This window comes from Caloramator quimbayensis (assembly GCF_900167605.1).
Taxonomy (GTDB): Bacteria; Bacillota; Clostridia; order Clostridiales; family Caloramatoraceae; genus Caloramator_B; species Caloramator_B quimbayensis.
This window is the reverse complement of the sequence record NZ_FUYH01000027.1, coordinates 1-20,299: the sequence shown is the minus strand read 5'-3', so window position 1 is coordinate 20,299 and position 20,299 is coordinate 1. Positions and strand designations below refer to the sequence as shown.

Annotated in this window: 19 protein-coding genes and 2 riboswitches; of the genes, 6 read left to right on the top strand and 13 right to left on the bottom strand. The window is 32.8% G+C overall.

Going from position 1 to position 20,299, the window contains the following annotated elements; all coding sequences use genetic code 11:
• Nucleotides 1-16: 16 nt before the first annotated feature.
• The 9 genes from B5D15_RS12855 to B5D15_RS12815 all read right to left on the bottom strand — a co-directional run bounded on the left by B5D15_RS12855 (nucleotide 17) and on the right by B5D15_RS12815 (nucleotide 11,134).
• On the bottom strand, nucleotides 17-1,024 hold the full coding sequence (locus tag B5D15_RS12855; protein WP_078697519.1) for a sensor histidine kinase: 1,008 nt from the start codon (nucleotides 1,022-1,024) through the stop codon (nucleotides 17-19).
• 1 nt (nucleotide 1,025) lies between these two features.
• Nucleotides 1,026-1,697: a response regulator transcription factor gene (locus tag B5D15_RS12850; protein ID WP_078697518.1), complete on the bottom strand. Its 672-nt coding sequence runs from the start codon at nucleotides 1,695-1,697 to the stop codon at nucleotides 1,026-1,028.
• A 200-nt stretch (nucleotides 1,698-1,897) separates the two neighbouring features.
• Nucleotides 1,898-2,653: a 2Fe-2S iron-sulfur cluster-binding protein gene (locus B5D15_RS12845; protein WP_078697517.1), complete on the bottom strand. Its 756-nt coding sequence runs from the start codon at nucleotides 2,651-2,653 to the stop codon at nucleotides 1,898-1,900.
• 11 nt (nucleotides 2,654-2,664) lie between these two features.
• Entirely contained in the window at nucleotides 2,665-4,455 is a 1,791-nt protein-coding gene (locus tag B5D15_RS12840; protein ID WP_078697516.1) for an NADH-quinone oxidoreductase subunit NuoF, read from the bottom strand.
• Complete coding sequence (locus B5D15_RS12835; RefSeq protein ID WP_242948752.1) at nucleotides 4,448-4,909, bottom strand: complex I 24 kDa subunit family protein; 462 nt, start codon at nucleotides 4,907-4,909, stop codon at nucleotides 4,448-4,450. Before B5D15_RS12835 ends, B5D15_RS12840 begins: the two co-directional genes overlap by 8 nt.
• Before the next feature lie 19 nt (nucleotides 4,910-4,928).
• Complete coding sequence (locus B5D15_RS12830; RefSeq protein ID WP_078697514.1) at nucleotides 4,929-5,201, bottom strand: ubiquitin-like small modifier protein 1; 273 nt, start codon at nucleotides 5,199-5,201, stop codon at nucleotides 4,929-4,931.
• A 131-nt stretch (nucleotides 5,202-5,332) separates the two neighbouring features.
• The gene (locus tag B5D15_RS12825; RefSeq protein WP_143287318.1) at nucleotides 5,333-7,141 is read right to left on the bottom strand and encodes an aldehyde ferredoxin oxidoreductase family protein; all 1,809 of its coding nucleotides are present in this window, start codon (nucleotides 7,139-7,141) and stop codon (nucleotides 5,333-5,335) included.
• Nucleotides 7,141-7,617: a 4Fe-4S dicluster domain-containing protein gene (locus B5D15_RS12820; RefSeq protein ID WP_078697527.1), complete on the bottom strand. Its 477-nt coding sequence runs from the start codon at nucleotides 7,615-7,617 to the stop codon at nucleotides 7,141-7,143. The genes B5D15_RS12825 and B5D15_RS12820 overlap by 1 nt, the downstream gene beginning before the upstream one ends.
• A gap of 77 nt (nucleotides 7,618-7,694) precedes the next feature.
• Nucleotides 7,695-7,805, bottom strand: a riboswitch (molybdenum cofactor riboswitch).
• Between the two features lie 869 nt (nucleotides 7,806-8,674).
• Nucleotides 8,675-11,134 carry an HD domain-containing phosphohydrolase gene (locus tag B5D15_RS12815; protein ID WP_078697512.1) on the bottom strand — a complete coding sequence of 820 codons (2,460 nt, stop codon included), beginning with the start codon at nucleotides 11,132-11,134 and terminating at the stop codon, nucleotides 8,675-8,677.
• A gap of 210 nt (nucleotides 11,135-11,344) precedes the next feature.
• Between B5D15_RS12815 and ltaE the strand changes: the two genes are divergently transcribed.
• From ltaE to B5D15_RS12795, 4 genes are all read left to right on the top strand, one after another.
• Nucleotides 11,345-12,373 carry a low-specificity L-threonine aldolase gene (ltaE, locus tag B5D15_RS12810; RefSeq protein WP_078697511.1) on the top strand — a complete coding sequence of 343 codons (1,029 nt, stop codon included), beginning with the start codon at nucleotides 11,345-11,347 and terminating at the stop codon, nucleotides 12,371-12,373.
• Nucleotides 12,374-12,679: 306 nt separating this feature from the next.
• Nucleotides 12,680-13,285 (top strand): manganese catalase family protein, encoded by a 606-nt coding sequence (locus B5D15_RS12805; protein ID WP_078697510.1) that lies wholly within the window; start codon nucleotides 12,680-12,682, stop codon nucleotides 13,283-13,285.
• Between the two features lie 54 nt (nucleotides 13,286-13,339).
• Nucleotides 13,340-13,522 (top strand): H-type small acid-soluble spore protein, encoded by a 183-nt coding sequence (locus B5D15_RS12800; RefSeq protein ID WP_078697509.1) that lies wholly within the window; start codon nucleotides 13,340-13,342, stop codon nucleotides 13,520-13,522.
• 222 nt (nucleotides 13,523-13,744) lie between these two features.
• Nucleotides 13,745-13,846: riboswitch (purine riboswitch) on the top strand.
• Nucleotides 13,847-14,061: 215 nt separating this feature from the next.
• Entirely contained in the window at nucleotides 14,062-15,477 is a 1,416-nt protein-coding gene (locus B5D15_RS12795; RefSeq protein ID WP_078697508.1) for an NCS2 family permease, read from the top strand.
• Between the two features lie 67 nt (nucleotides 15,478-15,544).
• Here the strand turns inward: B5D15_RS12795 and B5D15_RS12790 are convergent, their stop codons facing one another.
• Nucleotides 15,545-17,506: an oxidoreductase gene (locus tag B5D15_RS12790; protein WP_078697507.1), complete on the bottom strand. Its 1,962-nt coding sequence runs from the start codon at nucleotides 17,504-17,506 to the stop codon at nucleotides 15,545-15,547.
• A 256-nt stretch (nucleotides 17,507-17,762) separates the two neighbouring features.
• On the opposite strand from B5D15_RS12790, the gene B5D15_RS12785 reads away from it, so the two are divergent.
• Together B5D15_RS12785 and B5D15_RS12780 are read left to right on the top strand one after the other, a co-directional pair.
• The gene (locus B5D15_RS12785; protein WP_179122308.1) at nucleotides 17,763-18,269 is read left to right on the top strand and encodes a LysR family transcriptional regulator; all 507 of its coding nucleotides are present in this window, start codon (nucleotides 17,763-17,765) and stop codon (nucleotides 18,267-18,269) included.
• Nucleotides 18,270-18,271: 2 nt separating this feature from the next.
• Nucleotides 18,272-18,655 carry a LysR family substrate-binding domain-containing protein gene (locus tag B5D15_RS12780; protein WP_078697505.1) on the top strand — a complete coding sequence of 128 codons (384 nt, stop codon included), beginning with the start codon at nucleotides 18,272-18,274 and terminating at the stop codon, nucleotides 18,653-18,655.
• Nucleotides 18,656-18,707: 52 nt separating this feature from the next.
• Here the strand turns inward: B5D15_RS12780 and B5D15_RS12775 are convergent, their stop codons facing one another.
• The 3 genes from B5D15_RS12775 to B5D15_RS15510 form a co-directional block, all read right to left on the bottom strand.
• Entirely contained in the window at nucleotides 18,708-19,034 is a 327-nt protein-coding gene (locus B5D15_RS12775) for a PTS fructose-like transporter subunit IIB (protein WP_078697504.1), read from the bottom strand.
• A gap of 32 nt (nucleotides 19,035-19,066) precedes the next feature.
• On the bottom strand, nucleotides 19,067-19,870 hold the full coding sequence (locus B5D15_RS12770; RefSeq protein ID WP_078697503.1) for a histidinol-phosphatase HisJ family protein: 804 nt from the start codon (nucleotides 19,868-19,870) through the stop codon (nucleotides 19,067-19,069).
• An 87-nt stretch (nucleotides 19,871-19,957) separates the two neighbouring features.
• A complete protein-coding gene (locus B5D15_RS15510) occupies nucleotides 19,958-20,095 on the bottom strand; it encodes a hypothetical protein (RefSeq protein WP_179122307.1) in 138 nt (45 codons plus the stop codon).
• Nucleotides 20,096-20,299: the final 204 nt, after the last annotated feature.

Below are 20,299 nucleotides of genomic sequence, written 5' to 3'. Positions count from 1 at the left end.
TTTTGTAAGGTTGTAATTATTCTATAAACACATTATATGTATCAAGTCCTATTTTTACTTTAGTCCCCTTGCCAACTTCTGATTCGATTTTAATAGTATGGGACATTTTTGTTAAAATCTGCTTGCAAAGATACAATCCTATACCTGTTGATATTTTATTTATTCTCCCATTATATCCTGTAAAACCCTTTTCGAATACACGAGGTAAATCCTCCTGCTCTATGCCTATCCCCGTATCTTCTATAACTAGTGTATAAGGCGCATCTTTATCCATATAAATTGATATTTCACCCTCATTTGTATATTTCAAAGCATTTGATAATATCTGTTCTATAACAAAAGTAAGCCATTTTTCATCCGTAAGAATACTACAGTTTAAATTTTCATAATTCAGCTTTATTTTTTTTCGAATAAATAACTTTGAATATTTTCTTACTGCCTGTTTTATTATGTCATCAAGGGAACATCTTTTAAACATCAAATCTGAGTTCATGTTCTCCATACGCAGATATTGAAGAACCATTTCAACATATTGTTCAACTTTAAAAAGCTGATCTAAAAGTTCATTGTTTATATATGTATTTTCAGATTGAAGAATCAGTTTCATAGCAGCAATAGGGGTTTTAATTTGATGAACCCAAATAGTATAATATTCGAGCATATCAGAAAAAGCTCTGTCCTTTTCATTTATAACATCTATACGATTTTTTTCAATAATTTTAATTAAATCCTGATAGTCCTGTTCAATAATATCCTTTGATTGTGGAAATATAAAATCCGAAAAAATAATGCCTTTTGTCAACCTTTTAAGCAGAATATGTTTTTTGTAAAATTTTATATAACCAAAGGCAGCAATTACACAAATAAAAGCAATAGCTAAAAGAAAAGCATATAAAATTGGTTCTAAGGGAATAGAATATAGCAAAAATATAATTAAAAAAATACTAAATATAATACTAACTATAATAATATTTATAATATTTCGTTTTAAAAATGATTTTAATATATTTATAAACTCTTTCATATCATTCCACCATATATCCAAGTCCCTTTTTTGTTATTATAAAGTTTTCAAGTCCAAATTCTTCAAGTTTTTTTCTCAACCTTGTTATATTAACTGTGAGAGTATTATCATCAACGAATTCATCGTTTTCCCAAAGATGCTGCATTATCTCTTCACGGGAAACTACTTTTCCTATATTATCCATTAAAATCTGAAGAATTTTGTATTCATTCTTTGTAAGTATGATTTTGTTATTTTTGTAATTTAAAGTTGTATCATTAAGATTTAATATGACTCCCTTATGCTCAATAATATTCATCTTACCATTAAAAGAGTATGTTCTCCTTATCAAGGCACCTACTTTTGCAGTCAAAACATTTAAATCAAATGGTTTTACAATAAAATCATCTCCACCCATGTTCATAGCCATAATTATATTCATATTATCATTAGCTGAAGAAATAAAAATAATTGGAACCTTTGATATCTTTCGTATTTCTCCGCATAAATAAAAACCATTAAAAAAAGGAAGCATGACATCGAGTAGTATTAGCTGAGGCTGAAAAGATATTATTTGTTCAATAATATTTTTAAAATCCGTAATATTAGCGGCATCATAATTCCATTTGCACAAATGCTCCTTTATAATCCTTGCAATTGTCATATCATCTTCAATAATCATAATTTTGTGCATCAAATGTACCCCCTGTATAAAAGACAGTAAAAAATTTCTATCTATATGTATTTTTATTATATCATTAGATTTATTAATCTCACAAATATCGAATTTATTATCAATTCAATTGGTAATACGCTATAAAATTTTTCATGTTATAATTCCCTGCTAATTTCATAAAAATCCCTCAGCATTTTATTTGCTGAGGGATTTTGATTCTATTCCCTATAATCCTCAAATACTTCCTTTAGCCTCTCTCCTGCCTTTTTCTTTTTACATTTATCGCAAAGCATCTCATCCTCTAAATTAAAGCCTTTTTTCTTATTTATATATTCTATCTGCTCCTTTGTTGCAAAATATTCTCCACACTTTTCGCATTTTATAAGTTTAAAATCCTTATTCCATATAGTCCTTATTCCATCTTTCTCCTTTATCTTCATCGCATTAGTTGGGCACACATAGGCACAGGAGCCGCATCCTATGCACTCCTTTGAAGGTTCATCATAGGGAGTTGATACCTTTTTGGTAACTCCCCTGTTTACCGTTGAAATAGCACTGCTTCCAAGGCTCTCACATGCCTTTACGCAAAGACCGCAGAGTATGCAGTCCTCACTTTTGTCAGCGCTAAACCTTTCAGGAACCACCGCCCCATATTCCTCTGCAAGCTTTTTAATTTTTTCATTCTCAGGCACTCTTGCAAGATAAAGCATTAAAAGAGTTTTTCTCATATTCCTTATCTTTTTTGAATTAGTTAAAACTTCTATCTCACCCATTACAGGAAATATGCAGGAGGTTACTACTCTGGACCTGCCTTTTTCAACAACCTCAACTATGCAAAGCCTGCAGCTTCCAATGCCCGGCAGTGCATCGCTGTGGCAAAGGGTTGGTATTTCAATGCCGTTTCTTCTTGCAATACTTAAAAGATACTCCCCTTTTTGAGCTGTGCACTCTTTACCATCTATTTTTATTATCATTATCCCACCCCCTATTTCACCTTTACAGCACTAAATCTGCAGTTTTCAATACAGCTTCCGCATTTTATACATTTTGAAGCATCAATGAAGTGGGGCTTTTTAATTTCACCGCTTATACAATCTGCAGGGCAGTTTTTCCTGCAAAGGCCGCAGCCTACACATTTTTCAGAATCTATAAAGAATGTTGTAAGGTTTTTGCAAACTCCTGCAGGGCATCTTTTGTTTTCTATATGCTCAATATATTCATCTTTAAAATATTTTAAAGTTGTCATAACTGGGTTTGGCGCAGTCTTTCCAAGTCCGCAAAGAGCTGCACTTTCAACCATGCTGCAAATTTCCTCTAAAAGCTCAATATCTCCTTCTTTTCCTCTTCCTTCACAAATATCAGTTAATATCTCAAGCATTCTCTTTATACCTTCTCTGCATGGTGCACACTTTCCGCAGGACTCTTCTGATAAAAACTTTATATAATATCTTGCAACATCTACCATACAAGTTCTCTCATCCATTACAATCATTCCGCCTGAGCCCATCATAGAGCCAGCCTCTGTTAACGTATCAAAGTCAACCTTTAAATCTAAAAGTCCCTCTGGAATGCAGCCTCCCGATGGTCCTCCCGTTTGAACAGCCTTAAATTTTTTATTACCAATAATTCCGCCCCCGATATCAAATATAAGCTCCCTTAAGGTAGTACCCATAGGCACTTCAACAAGTCCTGTATTTTTAACCTTTCCAACAAGGGAGAATACTTTAGTACCCTTGCTGTTTTCAGTTCCGTAACCTGCAAACCACTCCCCTCCTTTAAGTATTATAAGGGGTATGTTTGCCCAGGTCTCAACATTATTCAATACAGTTGGCTGTCCCCAAAGTCCCTTTTCGTTTGAGTGTATATACTTTGCCCTTGGTTCCCCAACCTTTCCTTCAATAGATGACATCAGAGCCGTTGACTCCCCGCAAACAAAGGCCCCTCCGCCTCTTACAATTTCAATATCAAAATCAAAACCGCTGCCTAAAATGTTTTTACCAAGATATCCATGATTTTTTGCATCTTCGATTGCTGCTTTCATATTTTTAATAGCAAGTCCATATTCATCCCTTATGTAGATATATCCCTTATGTGAATCAAGATACCTTGCACATATTATCATTCCCTCTATTATGCTGTGGGGATCCCCCTCCATTACGCTCCTGTCCATAAACGCACCGGGATCTCCTTCATCTCCGTTGCACACAACATACTTTGGAAAGCTATCTACCTTCTTTGCCCCCATCCACTTTCTATAGGTTAAAAATCCAGCACCGCCTCTTCCTCTTATTTTTGATTTTTCAACCTCTTTTATAATATCCTCAGGAGTCATTTCAAATAGGGCTTTGTATATAGCCTTATATCCGTCCCTTTCAATATAATCCTCAATACATGTAGGATCAATTTCGCCTATATTCCTTAGGGCAAGCTTTACCTGCCTTTTATAAAACTCTGTATCCTTATGAGATTTTGTCTTTTTACCGGAAGAATCGCTGAATAAAAGCCTTTCAATTGCCTCTCCCTTTAATATTGTCTTTTCATATATTTCATCTATATCAGATAGTTTAACCTTACAATAGGTTATTCCATCAGGTTCTATCTTTATTAAAGGCCCCTTTTCGCAAAGACCGTTACAGCCTGTTGACTTTACTAATATATCAACTGCAAAATCCCCTTTTATCTTTGACTTTTCTAAAAGTTTTTCAAACAATACGCCGCTCCCGTTTGCAAGGCAGCCTGTACCACAACATACCTTAACTATTTTTCTATCACTCATTTTTTTCACCCCCGTACTCCTTTATTATTTCCCTTACCATAGCAGGGGTTACTTTCCCGTAGTATTTATCGTTAACAACCATAACTGGAGCTATAGCACAGGAGCCAAGGCAGTTTACTGTTTCAAGAGAAAACATTCCATCCTCCGTCGTCTCTCCTATCCTTATCTTTAATATATTATATATTTCATCTATTAAAACCATTGAGGAGCGTATATGGCAGGCAGTACCATCGCAAACCTTTATTATATATTTACCCTTTGGCTTTAAGCTTAGTGCCTTATAGAAAGTTGCCATGCTGTAAAGACTGCTAAGTGGGGTATCTACATATTCTGATATCATCATAAGAGCCTGCCTTGGTATATAGTTAAACTGCTTTTGTACATCCTGAAGCATTGCAAGGGTATATCTTTTTTCCCTTGGGTACTTTTCAATTATATCTTTTATTTCAATCAAAATATCACCTTCCTTAATTTTAGCCTCCTGCCGCCACAGGGAATATGCAAACCTCATCGCCCTCTTTGAGCTTTGTGTTAATGCCCTCAAGATGAGCTATATGCCTTCCGTTTATAAGGATAATAACTTCATCAGATATTTCCCTGTTCTTTGTATATACCTTTCCCTCAAATTCCTTACCATATTTTTGGCAAAGAAAATCTAAAAGCTCTCTTAAATCATTATATAAAGGCACATCAGTTTCCTTGCATTTTGCATAGTTTCTAAAAAAAGCAAAAAACTTAACTTTCATCAAATCACTCCATAAATCTTTTATAAAGGGGCTGCCGCACTAAGATAAAACCTACAACATATTGTGTTAGCTTAAGCTTAACTAACCAATATACTGTATGAAAATTACTTAATGCGGCACCCCCTTTTAAATTAGAGCTCTATTTCAAGTTCTTTTAATTTCTCCTCAGTTGGAACTCCATCCTCGCTCCATCCTCTAACCTTATAATATTCCTCAAGCATTACTGGAACACCACTTACCTTACCCTTTGCTGGTCCTTTTTCAAGGGGCTCGCTTAAAAGCCTTGGCGGGAGAGTATCATCTTTCTTTGTAAATCCTGCTTTTATGTTAATCATTCTCTCTAAATTCCATATTCTCTCACCGCATTTTAATACCTCTTCATCGCTCATGTCAAAACCAGTTGCTGTCCTTAGCATCTCAGCTATTTCTGGAAGACCTATTCCAAAGGTTACAAAGAGGCACAATCCAGCTGAATCAACAACTGCAGTAAGGTCTTGGAATAACTTAACCCAGTTTGCTTTATCATCAGTTACAAGCTGGTCGAGTTTTTGAGGTACTCCTAAAACTTCTGGAGATATAGTATATCCTCTAACATGGCAGCCTCCTCTGTTGGAAGTTGCATAGTTTAATCCTATTCCCTGAACTCCTCTCGCATCGTAAGCAGGCATTTCCTGCTTTTTAACTGACATTGAAAGCTCTGGATGGCCATATTTTTCTGCCATTCTGTAGGAACCCATAGCAAGAACATCTCCAAAGCCCTCTCTTAGAGCTGCCATTCTTGTCAGCTCAACTATAGCTTCTCCATCGCCGAATTTAAGCTCAAATCCTACATCCTCTTTAGTTATAATTTTCTTATCATAAAGCTCCATAGCACAGGCAATAGTAGAACCCATAGTTATAGGATCAAGGCCGTATTCGTTGCATATAAAGCTTGCTTTACATATAGCGTCAAGGTCTTTTACTCCGCAGTCTGCACCATAGGCCCATCCTGCCTCATATTCAGGGCCTTCACCGGTGCTCTTAAACTTTCCATCTGGTATTCTTGTTACCCTTCCACAGCCTATATTGCAGCCAAAGCAGCCTTTATTTCTAACAAGATATTTTTCTGTTAATGCCTCTCCGCTTGTATCTTCAGCGTTTTCAAATATTCCTCCGTCTCTCCAGTTTCTTGTTGGAAGTGCTCCGCTCTGGTTTAATATATTAACAAGTATTTCAGTACCATATGTTGGAAGTCCTGCTCCTGTTACAGGGTGAGCTTTAAGCTTTGCCCTTGCATCGATGCAGGCTTCCTTAAATTGCTCAGGATCAGCAACCTTTATGGAATTTGATCCCCTAACAGCAACAGCCTTTAGATTTTTTGAGCCCATAACTGCTCCAAGTCCTGATCTTCCTGCTGCTCTATGCTTATCATTTAGAACTCCTGCAAACAGTACAAGTTTTTCTCCTGCAGGACCTATACATGATACTCTAAAATCATCTCCGTTTTCCTTTAATAAAATATCAGTTGTTTCATAAACAGTCTTTCCCCAAAGGTGCTCAGCACATCTTAATTCTACCTTGTCATCATTTATATAAAGATAAACAGGCTTTTCTGATTTTCCTTCAAAAATAATTCCATCATACCCTGCAAATTTAAGCTCAGGTCCAAAATGTCCTCCTGAGTTTGAAGCTCCTATTGTTCCTGTAAGGGGTGCTTTTGCAATTACTTCATATCTTCCAGATGAGCTTGCAAAGGTACCTGTTAATGGGCCTGTCATAAATATAAGTTTATTATCTGGGCTGAAAGGCTCAACATTTGGATCAACTTCATCCATGAAAATTTTAGTTCCAAGTCCTCTTGCTCCGAGATATTTTTTAGCATCATCCATGTTTAGAGGTTCAGCTTTAATAGTGCCCTCTGTAAGATTAACTCTTAAAATCTTACCAGTCCAACCGAACATTATTTCTCCACCTCCTCAAACAACTCCTTAAATTTCTCTGCGATTATTCTCTTTCTGTTAAGGTTATTTGGAGTTGCTTCCTTATACTCAATAGCACCGGATGGGCAGAATTTAGCACATTGTGGATCGCCGCCGCAAAGATCGCATTTTACAATCTTTTTTTGTTTTGAGTTGAAGGTTATGTTCCCAAGAGGACATGCACTTATACACATCTTACAGCCTATGCACTTTTCATGGTCAACAACTACTGCATTATCAACTCTCTTTATTGCGCCAACAGGACAAACCTTTTCACAGGCTGCATCTTCACAGTGCATACACATGATTGGAACTGATATTAAAGCCTCCTCATATGTAAGCACAGACACTGCAGAGTTCTTTGGGTTGAACTCTTTATCCTTTGTAAAAGAGCATATAATCTCGCAGGTCCTACAGCTTATGCATTTGTCAGGTGAAATCATTAAAACTTTGCTCAATTTTCCCCTGGACACCGAATCTCGGCTCCAGATACCCCCCTTCTTATTTTAAAATAAAAAAGTTCACCCTAAAGAAAAAATCTTTAAGATGAACTCCTTTGCGCACTGGCAGGTATAAAGATTGCTCTTTATGCCCTAACGGTTTAAATATCCCAAGGGGATAGATAAACTCGGAGAACCATTAATATTATATTTAGTTAAATTTTGAAATATGATTTGCTTTCTAATTTTATTATACATGAAATAAAAATCATTTCATATTTTAATTTTCTGAATATTTTAATATTTAGGCTTGTACAATTACATTTTGTTAATTTATCTAATATTTCCTAATTATTGCAACATTTTTTACTTATTTGAACATATATTTGAAAATTTGTTTTTAGATATATGCTACAGGGGGGACGGTTACTTATTATGTATACTTACTGCAATAAAAATATATTATTTATAATTAAAGGATTAATAAATTTTAATTGCATGACCTTTGAAAATACACAGTAATCATACTAACTTAAAAGATGAGAAAGGCTATTCATTAGTCTTAAAATTGTATATTTAAAATACAAGCCGAGGGACGGTTACTTATTTTATAAACAATACCCCCAAAATTAGGGGGACATGCATAAAATATTATATTTATTTAATATAATAAGTAACCGTCCCTCCTGTTACATCTCATATACTTGCCACATTTACTGTATGAGGTTCGGGTAGTGTTGGACTTTATTTTGTTACGCAAACTCATCCGCCTCAAGTCAGCCTCGTATGTGGTTCTTGTTCATCGAGCCGGCATTTTGCCTTAGGCTTCCTTCAGATTCCACCTCACGATGGACACCCTTGCCATTGGCTAATGGTTCCCACTACCAAACCATAGTGGACTTTCACCGCCAAGCTGTCGCCCATGCCGGGCACACATATAAAAACCCGCAGAATAAAATCTACGGGTAATTTTATAAATTGCTTTTATTAAAGTATAAACTTCCGCCACTTATACAACTCAGAAACTTAAGTCTATTGCTTGTTAAATCAAATAGAATACCATAAACTTTTTAAGTTATATAATTTTTTCTTCATTAGCAATTTGAACAAAAACATCTACGAGATTTGGATCAAATTGTGTTTTAGAGCATCTTTTAAGTTCATCAATCGCTTCCTTTTCTGAAATTGCTTTTTTATAGGGCCTTTCATGAGTCATAACATCAAAGGAATCAACAATACTTATTATTCTTGATAAAAGAGGGATTTCTTCCCCTTTAAGACCATTTGGATACCCCTTCCCATCGTATCTTTCATGGTGGCATAAAATATAATATGCAATGTTTTCAAAATCAGGCACAGAGGATACTATTCTGTATCCAATTTTAGTGTGGCTCTTAATTATTTCAAACTCAGCATCAGAAAGCTTTGAAGGCTTATTTAATATATCATCGGGTATCCCAATTTTCCCTATATCATGAAGTTTTGCAAGAAGGGATAGTTCATTTATCATAAGTGTTGAAAAATTTAATTTAGCTCCCATCTTTTCACAAAGCCTTACCATTCTATCAGCATGTTCCTCTGTTTCACTGCTTTTTTCAAACAAGGTTCTGCTTAGAAGAATTAAAGTATTATTATATATGCTCTTTTTATTTAAAAGTTTATTCTTATATAGTGCCTTTTCTGCCTGCCTTGTTAAAATATTTATATCTTCTATGGCAGAACTTAAAGTTGCATAGCCTATTGATAAGGTATTATCATATTTTACATTTTGTTCAATATCATTTTTAATATTTTGGCTTATTTTATCTACTTCTTTTTCATCACAATTTTCCAAAAGAACAATAAATTCATCTCCGCCCCATCTGCATATTACTGCTTCCTCAGGACAAGAGCTTTTTATAATCTTAGCTGTTTCCTTAATAAATTTATCACCAGCCTCATGTCCTAAACTATCATTTATTAATTTAAGGCCGTTTATATCACATATTATTACGGATATAGGATATCTTCCATGAGAAATTATTTGTTCCGCTAAGTAGTCATAATATCCTCTGTTAAATAATCCTGTAAGTTTATCATAATAGGTCAGATATTTTATTTCCTTCTCCATGTGCTTTTTATCTTCAATATCCATAATAATCCCAAGCATTTTTTTAGGAGAATTATTATCTAAATATTCAACTATTTTCCCTTGAGTATAAACCCATTTATATTCATTATTTTTTGTTTGAAATCTATACTCGAGATGATTATCATAGGTATAACCCATAATCATTCTTTTAAATGAGCCATAAATATGATTATAATCCTCAGGGTGAATTCTTTTTTTCCATTCATCGATTGAAACTGATTCAAATTCATCTTTTTTATATCCTAATATTTCAAAAACCTTATCGCTTACATTTAAAATATCATATTCAATATCATATTCAAAGTATCCTGAATTTGAACCCTCCAGTACCATATTCAGTTTTTTCTCACTTTCACTTATATCTTTATTATACTTATATATTTTGCTCAGCATTCTATTAATATCTTCACTTAATTTTGAAAGCTCTTCGTTTTCATATTGAACATCAAGCCCCTTATCATATCTATCAAGAGCAATCTCCCTAAGGTCTTCGCTTATATTTTCAATTGGTCTTATTATGTTTTTACTTATAAAAAAGTAAAAAAAGATAATTACAGTTACACAAATAACGGACAAAAATATAATATAAAATTTTATAGAATTTAGTCCTTGAAGATACATAATCCTATCATTTTCTACTACAAGATAACAAGCTGTATTATTTAAAACATCATATAATTTTTTATATACTATAATCTTATTTTTATTTTGTACCTCAATATAAACATCATCAGTTTTAAGTTCATTTTTTATGTTTTCCGGTATAGCTTTTGAAGATTCTATAATAAATGCTGCGCTGCAGTTAAACATTTTATCAATTCTATTAATCATTTCGTTTTCAATATATTTTCCCATAATTAGAGTTCCATTTTTAGGCATAGATTTTATGGAATCTGTAACAGCTCTTGAGGAGATTAGCATAGGTTTACCGTTAAATATTGTCAATCCTGAAGCTTCATCGGATGAATCTTTTAAATTTAATAGCACCTTAAAATATTTTTCAATCGACTTTATCTGCCCATCATTTATTTTTACAAAGGAATCATCAGTTCCCCTAACCTTAGAGATTAATAAATTGTCATCATTATCGTATAGAAGAAAAATATCAATTTTTAAGTTATTAAGAGTAGCCTCGTCTAAATTGTTTTTTTTGTATTCATTATCATTATGTTTCACAAATTCATAGGTATCATCCCATATCGCCCAGTCTCCAGTAAGTATCCTAAGATTATCCCTTTCTATATCTAAGCTCATACTTATTTCATTTAATTTATTCTTCAAATTTTCCTTTTCATTTTCTTTAATATTTCCCAGTAAATATTTGTATGAAACAAAATAGAAAGAAATCATAAATATTATAAATAAAATAACAAGTGTTGCCATAATTCTATCACGTATCTTCATAACTGCTCCTCATATAACATTTTTAATATTTATTTCGACATAAACCTATTAATTCCTGCTATTTACTATAATTTAATTGAACTTTTTACTATTTTTTGTTTAATTTATTAAAATTTTTTTGGAAATATTGTAACAATGGGAGGGACGGTTACTTATTATATTTACTTTATACTATAAAGAATATATTATAGATTTAAGGGAGGGATAAATTTGAGATATATAGATTTAAGAAGCGATACAGTTACTATGCCAACTTTAGAGATGAGAAAGGCTATGTATGAGGCTGAAGTGGGAGATGATGTTTACAGAGATGATCCAACAGTAATAGAGCTTGAAGATTACGCAGCAAAACTTGTTAATAAGGAGGCTGCCATTTTTGTACCAAGCGGGACCTTTGGAAACCAGCTATCACTTTTCACCCACTGCAATAGAGGTGATGAGGTTATTCTTGGCGATGACTGCCACATTGTTGTGCATGAAGTAGGAGCAGCATCAGTTATCGCTGGGGTTCAGCTAAGAACACTAAAAAGTAATAAGGGTATGTTAGATCCTGATGAAATAAAATCAAAAATAAGAGGAGTAGATATACACTATCCAAAGACAGGCCTTATATGCCTTGAAAATGCCCACTCAAACGGAAGAGTAATTCCACTTGATAATATGGAAAAAATATTTAAAATATCAAGAGAATATGATATACCTGTACATCTCGACGGTGCAAGGCTTTTTAACGCCGCATCCTATCTAAATGTTGAACCATGTGAAATTACAAGATACTGCGATTCTGTCATGTTCTGCCTTTCAAAAGGTCTTTGTGCTCCTGTCGGCTCAATACTTGCAGGAAGTAAAGATTTTATAGAAAGGGCAAGAAAGAAAAGAAAACTTATGGGCGGAGGATTAAGACAGGCTGGAATACTCGCAGCTGCTGGAATTGTAGCCCTTAAAAATATGCGTGAAAGATTAAAGGAAGATCATGAAAACGCTCTGTATCTTGGCAGAGAACTTTCAAAAATCCCTAATATTAAAGTTTTTCTTGATGATATACATATTAATATGGTTTTCTTCGATATGAGTGATACAGGCTATAGCACATCAAAGCTTGTTGAAGAGTTTTATAAAAAGGGAATAAAAATAAACGGTGATGAAGGCGGCATAATGAGATTTGTAACAAATTATTGGGTTACAAAAGAGGATATAAATTATGTAGTAGGAACAATGAGGGAACTTATTTTAAAGTAATATTATAATTCCCCTGTTCCAAGTAAACCTCTAAAAAAATACCTCTCTAAAATTTTAGCCACAATATATAAGCTTAGTGGCTACAAAATGGATAGTATGTTTTTAGTTAAGAGTATAGTTTTTCAGAACCTTACCAAGCATGGGAGAATACACTTAGAATTTTTAGTAATATTTAATGCTTCAATCATACTATTGCTGCATTTACACTAATTTTGCTAAGTTAGTACAACATATTTTAAAATTATTATTATTTAAAATTTCACAGATGAATATATATATAATGTAATAATTTTATAAGGAGCAGTTATGGAGTCTTGTAAAGACATTGAGGCTTTAAAGGAAATCGAAGAGAAGGTTGACAAATTTATAAAATCGCTGCCATGCCAGTCGAAAATGCCTATGCCGGAAATAAAGGTTGAAAGGAAAAACCCTGAATATGCAAAGCTTTTATTAAATGCCTTTTCTGGTAGTGAAGACAGCGAACTTGCAGCAATACTCCAGTATCTTTATCATCATGAAACTATTGAAAATGAAACCATAGCTAATGCACTTTTATGTATATCGATGATTGAGATGAATCACTATGAAGTTTTATCTGAGCTTATAACACTGCTTGGCGAGAAACCGTTTTTATTCAACGCAAACAAATATTTTTACAGTACTGGGACAATAGGATATATGGATAATCCCTTTGCATTCCATGAAGAAACTTTAGATAAAACAGATAAGGCTAAGATAAGGCTCAAACTTGAAAAGGATATTTTATCCGAAATCAATGCAATTAATGCATACAATTTTATTCAAAAGAACATTAAGGATAAATATATCAATAAGGTAATTGAAAAAATTATAGAAGACGAAAAATTTCATTTAAGGCTTTTTAATACACTGCTTGAAAAATACTGCTCATAATATATGAATATCACCCCTCCTTCATGGAAACAATAATTTTGAAGGAGGGGTATTATGTTGCTTAATCGAGCTAAAGAAATTATTAATTCCCCATATAATATTGAAGTTGTTTATAATAATAAACCCGTATGGCTTGAAAGCGTTAATGAAAACAGTGTAAAAGTTAAAGATTTAAGCAGCGGAAATATTATGGATGTTCCTGCATCACAGCTTAAAGAAACAGATATAATCAAATAGTTTTTTAAAAGAAAGTACAATATATCTTTGCATATATTGTACTGTTTTATGTTTTATCAGCATTAAATTTCTACTCAGTCAAAGTAAAATATTTTATGTTGCTAATAATTCTAATATTAAGCGGTTTTATCTTAGATTTAATTTATATATTAATCGAACAATCACATTATATTTTAAGTTAATGTTCACTTTTTGTTGACAACCCATATTATTTTTGGTAATATAACAATTGTTTTTGTAGCTCATATAAATCCGGTAATAAGGACCAGATGTTTCTACCAGACGACCGTAAATTGTCTGACTATGAGCGGATTTATCCATAAGCTGTTGCTTTATTCTTTGCAGCTATGCATGAACCGCTTTATATGGTTCATGCTTTTTTATTTAATCTTTGATTCGGTAAGTCTCCTTTAACCTGCTATATTAATTTATAAATCTTTAATAACTAATTAGCTGCTTACCGGATTAATGTTTATTATTTAAAGTTCATTTATTGTAATTTTCAAGAATCACTTTAATACTAAAGAAGGGGTGTTAATATGGAGAACTTTTTTAAGCTGAAAGAAAACAAAACAAACGTTAAAACTGAAATCATAGCAGGTATTACTACTTTTATTACCATGGCCTATATTCTCTTTGTAAATCCATCAATTTTAAGCCAGGCTGGTATGAATGAAAAAGCTCTTTTTGGCTCAGATGTTGTAAAAGCCGGACTTTCTATAGGAAACGATAAAATAATAGGGGCTGTATTCGTTGCAACTATAATCTCTGCAGTTATTGCAACTTTAATCATGGGACTCTTTGCAAACGTTCCCTTCGCACAGGCTGCGGGTATGGGAATGAATGCATTTTTTACATTCTATGTTGTACTAACGGCTAAAATATCCTGGCAGGGAGCACTTGCCATAGTATTTATATGCGGTATTATAAATATAATAATTACTCTTACTAAGGTTAGAATTATGATAGTTGATGCTATCCCTGAGAGTCTTAAAAAGGCAACAGGTGCTGGAATCGGCCTTTTTATTGCCTTAATCGGTCTTAAAGAGGCAGGCTTTGTAGTATCATCCCCTGAAACCTTAGTACAGTTTGGAAATTTAAAAAATCCTCAAACTCTTCTTGCACTATTTGGCCTTATGCTCACAGTAGTTTTAATGATTAAAAGGGTTAAGGGCTCAATACTCATTGGAATTATAGCAACAACAGTACTTGGTGTGATTGCACAGGCAAGTTTTGGAGTAAAAGGTCTTAATATTTTTATACCAGATAAATTAATATCCGCACCACCAAGCCTATCACCAACCTTTTTAAAGCTTAGCTTTAATGATTTATTCAGCGCAAAGATTGGACTTTTATCAATAATTACAATAATTATTTCCTTCAGCCTTGTTGATACCTTCGATACTATCGGAACATTCATTGGAACTACTTCAAAAACCCATATATTCGATGATCCAAATGAAGTACCAAAGAAGGGAAGATTCCCAAGAAAAATAGATAGAGCACTTTTTGCTGATGCAATTGCAACATCAATAGGGGCACTATTAGGTACAAGCAACGTTACAACCTATGTAGAAAGCCTTGCAGGAATAAGCGAAGGCGGAAGAACAGGCTTAACATCAGTTGTTACTGCAATATGCTTCCTTCTTTGTTTGTTTATTGCCCCGATTGCAGGTATCGTTCCAGCCTTTGCAACTGCTCCAGCCCTTATAATAGTTGGAATTCTTATGATAAGCTCAATAATGGAAGTTAACTTTGAAGACTTTGAAGAAGCAGTTCCTGCATTCTTTACTCTCGTTATGATGCCCTTTACCTATAGCATAGCAAATGGAATTGCAGTAGGATTTATATTCTACACATTAATTAAAATCGTAACTGGTAAAGCAAGTAAAGTTCATCCTATAATGTATATATTCACTGCACTTTTCATATTGAAATTTGCAATGGCACTATAAAAGTAGGCTATGACGAAATGTCATAGCCTACTTTTATATAATTTAATTTACATATTAAGTATTTATATTATAAAATATCCATTGCTGCAAACATTCCATCTCTTACTGCCTCAAGAACCTTTGCAGGTTTTACACAATCTCCTATTGCTCTAAACATTGCAACAGAACTACGCAGGCTTTCAACAACATCTTTTTTTGGTTTCATACCAACAGCATAAACTACTGTATCTGCCTCATAAAAGATTTCTTTGCCATCTTTATCTTTTACTATAATACCATTTGGGTAAATTCGTGTACATACTACACCTGTCCTAATCCTTAAGCTTTTTTCAAGTATCAACATCAATGCTTCCTTATGGCTTGGATACGCATCCCTTGCAATATCGTCAAACATTTCAACTATAAGTACATCGTGGCCTTTTTCAGCAAGATGATAACCAATTTCACACCCTACAAGACCTCCACCAATCATGATAACTCTTTTCCCAACTTTTTTAGGTTCTTCATAAACAAAAAGTGCATGCTTTGCATTTTCTATTCCATTAATTTTTGGAACAATAGGCTCAGAACCTACTGCACATATAACAGCATCAGGTTTTTTATCTTTAAGAAGTTCAAAAGTAGCTTCTGTATTTAATTCTACTTTTACGCCTAAACGCTTTAGCCTTACCTTTAAAGACTCTTTATATCTACGAAGATCATCCTTGTGACAATCATAATCTGTAAACCAGAGAAGTCCTCCAAGCTGTGAATTTTTTTCTTTTAGAGTTACTTTATGACCACGTTCAGCAACGGTAATTGCTGCATACATACCACCAGGACCTCCATCAATAACCACTACATTTTTAGATGAAATTGGTTTTGGTGCATACTGAAGTCTTAATTCACGGCATGATTTGGGGTTAACAGTACATTGAAAGGGTTTCATTATAGGTCTTTTGTTAGGATCAGGTGCAAGTGGGTTAAAGCATGAACAGCGAAGGCATGGAGCAATTTCATCTGTTCTGCCTGTTAAAGCTTTATTTACAAATTCAGGATCTGCAAATTGCTGGCGGCCAAGGGCTACAAAATCACACTTACCTGATGTAATAGCATCTTCAATTTGCTGTAGATGATTAAACCCTCCAACTGCAACAACAGGTATATGTACTTTATTCTTTATTGCAGCAGCAAGATCAAGATTACATCCATGGGGATCAAACATTGAAGAAAAAGCCTTTGACTGCACATGATTATGATAAAGTCCTGAGATAACATGGATAAGATCTACTTTATCCTGAATCATAGCTGCAAACTCAGCAGCTTCATCAATTTTAAGTCCACCAGGTACACGTTCATCACCAGACATACGGTATTCAATCAAAAAATCTGTTCCAACCTTTTTACGAATTTCATCTAAAACCATTAGTGGAAAACGTGTGCGATTTTCAAGGGTTCCACCATACTTGTCTTTACGTTTGTTGGTAAGTGGTGATAGAAACTGTGCCAGAAGCCAGCCGTGACCACCATGGATCATAACCATATCAAATCCAAAATCTTTTGCAGCAGCTACTGCATTTGCATAATTATTTGCTACTTCCATCATCATGTCTTCATCCATTTCATCAACTACAATGCCATCTTCACGAACAAAAGAAATTGGCCCAATTGGATTTTTTCCGTCTTTTATTATAGAAGGGTGATTGGCATTCCCAACATGGTTTAGCTGTATTGAAGCAACAGCTCCGTGCACTTTTATTGCCTCTACAAGGACAACAATGGATTCTATATGATGTACTGTAAGATGTGGACTTACGATATCCAGGCTGTGATCATGACGGGCAGCCCTGTCAAAATCTATAAATGTCTCTGTAACTGTAACTGCAGCAAATCCACCTCGTGCCCTGTTTTCATAAGCATTAATGCATTCTTGTGTTGGACAACCATTTACAACTATCCTATCTGTTGTAACAGGAGAAGCAAAAACACGATTTTTAAATGTAGTATTTTTAATCGTCAAGGGTTTAAACATATTAGGATATTGAATCATATAGAAGCCCCCTTTTATAATAACTATTTGACAATAATTATTATAATTTCATTGATTATCCATGAGAAATACATAAAGTTAATATCTGTTATTACAAAAATGAATTACTATACTATAATGAGCTATAATCTTTCAAAGATAAGCAGCAACTACCTGATTTTAGAAAAAAACAATGTTATAATAATATCAAGCCGATTTATAAATTAATGTTTTAAATTTATTAATGATAATCAGAAGGGAGTTTATGTGTATCACTATGGATATAAGAGCACTTCAGTCATTTATAATGCTTGCAAATACACTCAATTTTACAAGAGCTGCTGAATTAATGTATATATCCCAACCTTCTTTAAGTAAGCAAATTGTTAATTTAGAAGATGAGCTAGGAGTCCCCCTATTCAAGAGAAATAAACGTGGTGTAGAACTTACTGTATATGGAAAGGTTTTTTTAAATGATGCTAAGGAAATAATTAACCAATGGGAAAAAAGTATAAACCATATTGAGCAGGTTAAATACGGCGACAATGGATTTGTACGAATAGGTTTTATTAGAGATTTTCCAATCAAAATTGTTCCTGAAAGCATAAAGTTATTTACAAAAGAAAATCCGGAGGTTAATATAAAGCTTAAGGAATTTGGTGAAAATGAGTGCATTGAAGTTCTCTGCAAAGGCGATGTCGATGCAGTCTTTACATTTTGGGAAGGAATAAAAAACTCTGAAGATTTTGACTATCTAATAATTAAAAAAATCCAATATGTGTAGTAATGCCCAAAAATCATCCTTTAGCATATAAAAAACAAATAGATATTGTAGAATTATCTAATGAAAAATTTGTTGCTTTTTCTCCCAATGTTACAATTGCAGGGTTTAATTCAATAACGATGCAATGTATGGAAAATGGTTTTTATCCTAATATTGTTGCTTATGTTAATATTGTAACTAGCTTATTTACATTAGTGGAAAGTTATGTTGGTATAGCTCTTTTACCTGAATCAACAAAACGTATTGCCCTTGATAATCTTGTTTTTATACCAGCCATAAATGAAAAAAGCTGGGTAGATTTTGCAATTATTTGGAAAAGAAATTATAATAACTTATGTCTAAACAAATTCATTAATTGCGTAAAAAAAGTACTTGATTCCGAATAGGAAACGATGAATTAAAATAAAAGCCGACTATTTGCCGGTTTTTATTTTAATTCTATTTACATTCTTTTGATGTAACAAAATACTCTTCGATTTTTTTCATAACCTGTTCAGATCTTCGTACAGCATCTGTGGTACTAATATAAAAAATAGGTTTTCCTTTAAATCTTTCTTTCTCTTTTATATCTACATCTTTTGTTAATATTATAGCATCTGCATTTTTTATATCTTCCATTGTGATTATATTCCCTTGTCCCATTGCGCCTTGTGTTTCTATCTTAATCTCAATACCTCTTTTTTTTGCTGCTCGCTCTAATGCTTCAGCAGCAAGATAAGTATGCGCTACCCCTGAAAGGCATGAAGTAACAGCTAATAATTTCATACTTACCAACTCCTAATATAATTTATAAGTTACTATTTAATCAAAATACCTAATGGTTTTCTTTTTTCATATTTAAAAATATATTTAAAACCAATATTTTTTAACAATTCTATTATATCAAGATAATTTTTGGCTAAATCATCACAAGAATGAGAATCTGATCCTATCGTTATTATTTCTCCACCAAGATTATAGTATAGCTTAATTATATCAATTGACGGATATATTTCATTTACTTTATCTCTTAATCCTGATGTGTTAATTTCTATACCAATGTTTCTTTCAATAGCACATTTTAGTATATTATATATCAAATCTTCAAAATCTTTAAAGCTATAATTTCCAAATTGTAAAAATGCATATCTTTTCATTAAATCTAAATGTCCAATTACATCTATATTCCCATTTCGGACCATATCATATATATAAAGAAAATATGTATGATATATTTCATCCTTTTGCTTGTTTTCTATATATAACCTTAACTTTTTGTGATTTATGTTATGAATTGAACCAATCATAAAATCTAAATCCATATTAGAAATTATATTATTAAGTTCTTCTTTAAAAACACAAGGCTCCCCAATTTCAAGACCTTTTTTTATTTTAATTTTGCCTTTATAACTCTCCTTTAATTTCAATATTTGATTTGAATATTCATTATAATTTAGAAAGTTATAACTCACATCCTCTGGATCAATACAAAAATGTTCCGTAAAGCATATTTCTGATAGACCAAGTTCAACTGCTTTTTCAATAATATCTTTAATTTCATTCTTCCCATCAAACGAAAAATTAGAATGGATATGATAATCTATTATTTCTATTGTAATCACTCCTCTTTCATTTATTTCAATTTAAATAAAACACCGGCATAGTTATTATGAATTATAATAATATCTAATGTCAAGATATAAAAAATATTAACAGAGATTTCGCAGCAAAATTCCAGTAGAATTTTTATTTTTACTGAAATTGCATTTTATTGTATCATATTGAAGAAATGGTATTCCACCAGCTCTATAGGTTGCAAAAATAGTTATAACTCCCCCTACCCCCAAAAATTTAAATAATTAATTTCCAATTTTATTGTTTCATTAAGTTTTTTCAAATACTGGATTATTCCAGGTATCTTCTATTGTAAATCTCTCATCTCTTATATCCTCAATAATATTTATTTGAAGCATTCTTTTCTTCCTAAAACCTCTAATACATCTAAAAAAATATAACTGCATAAGATTAAATGCTATAATTATAAACATTAG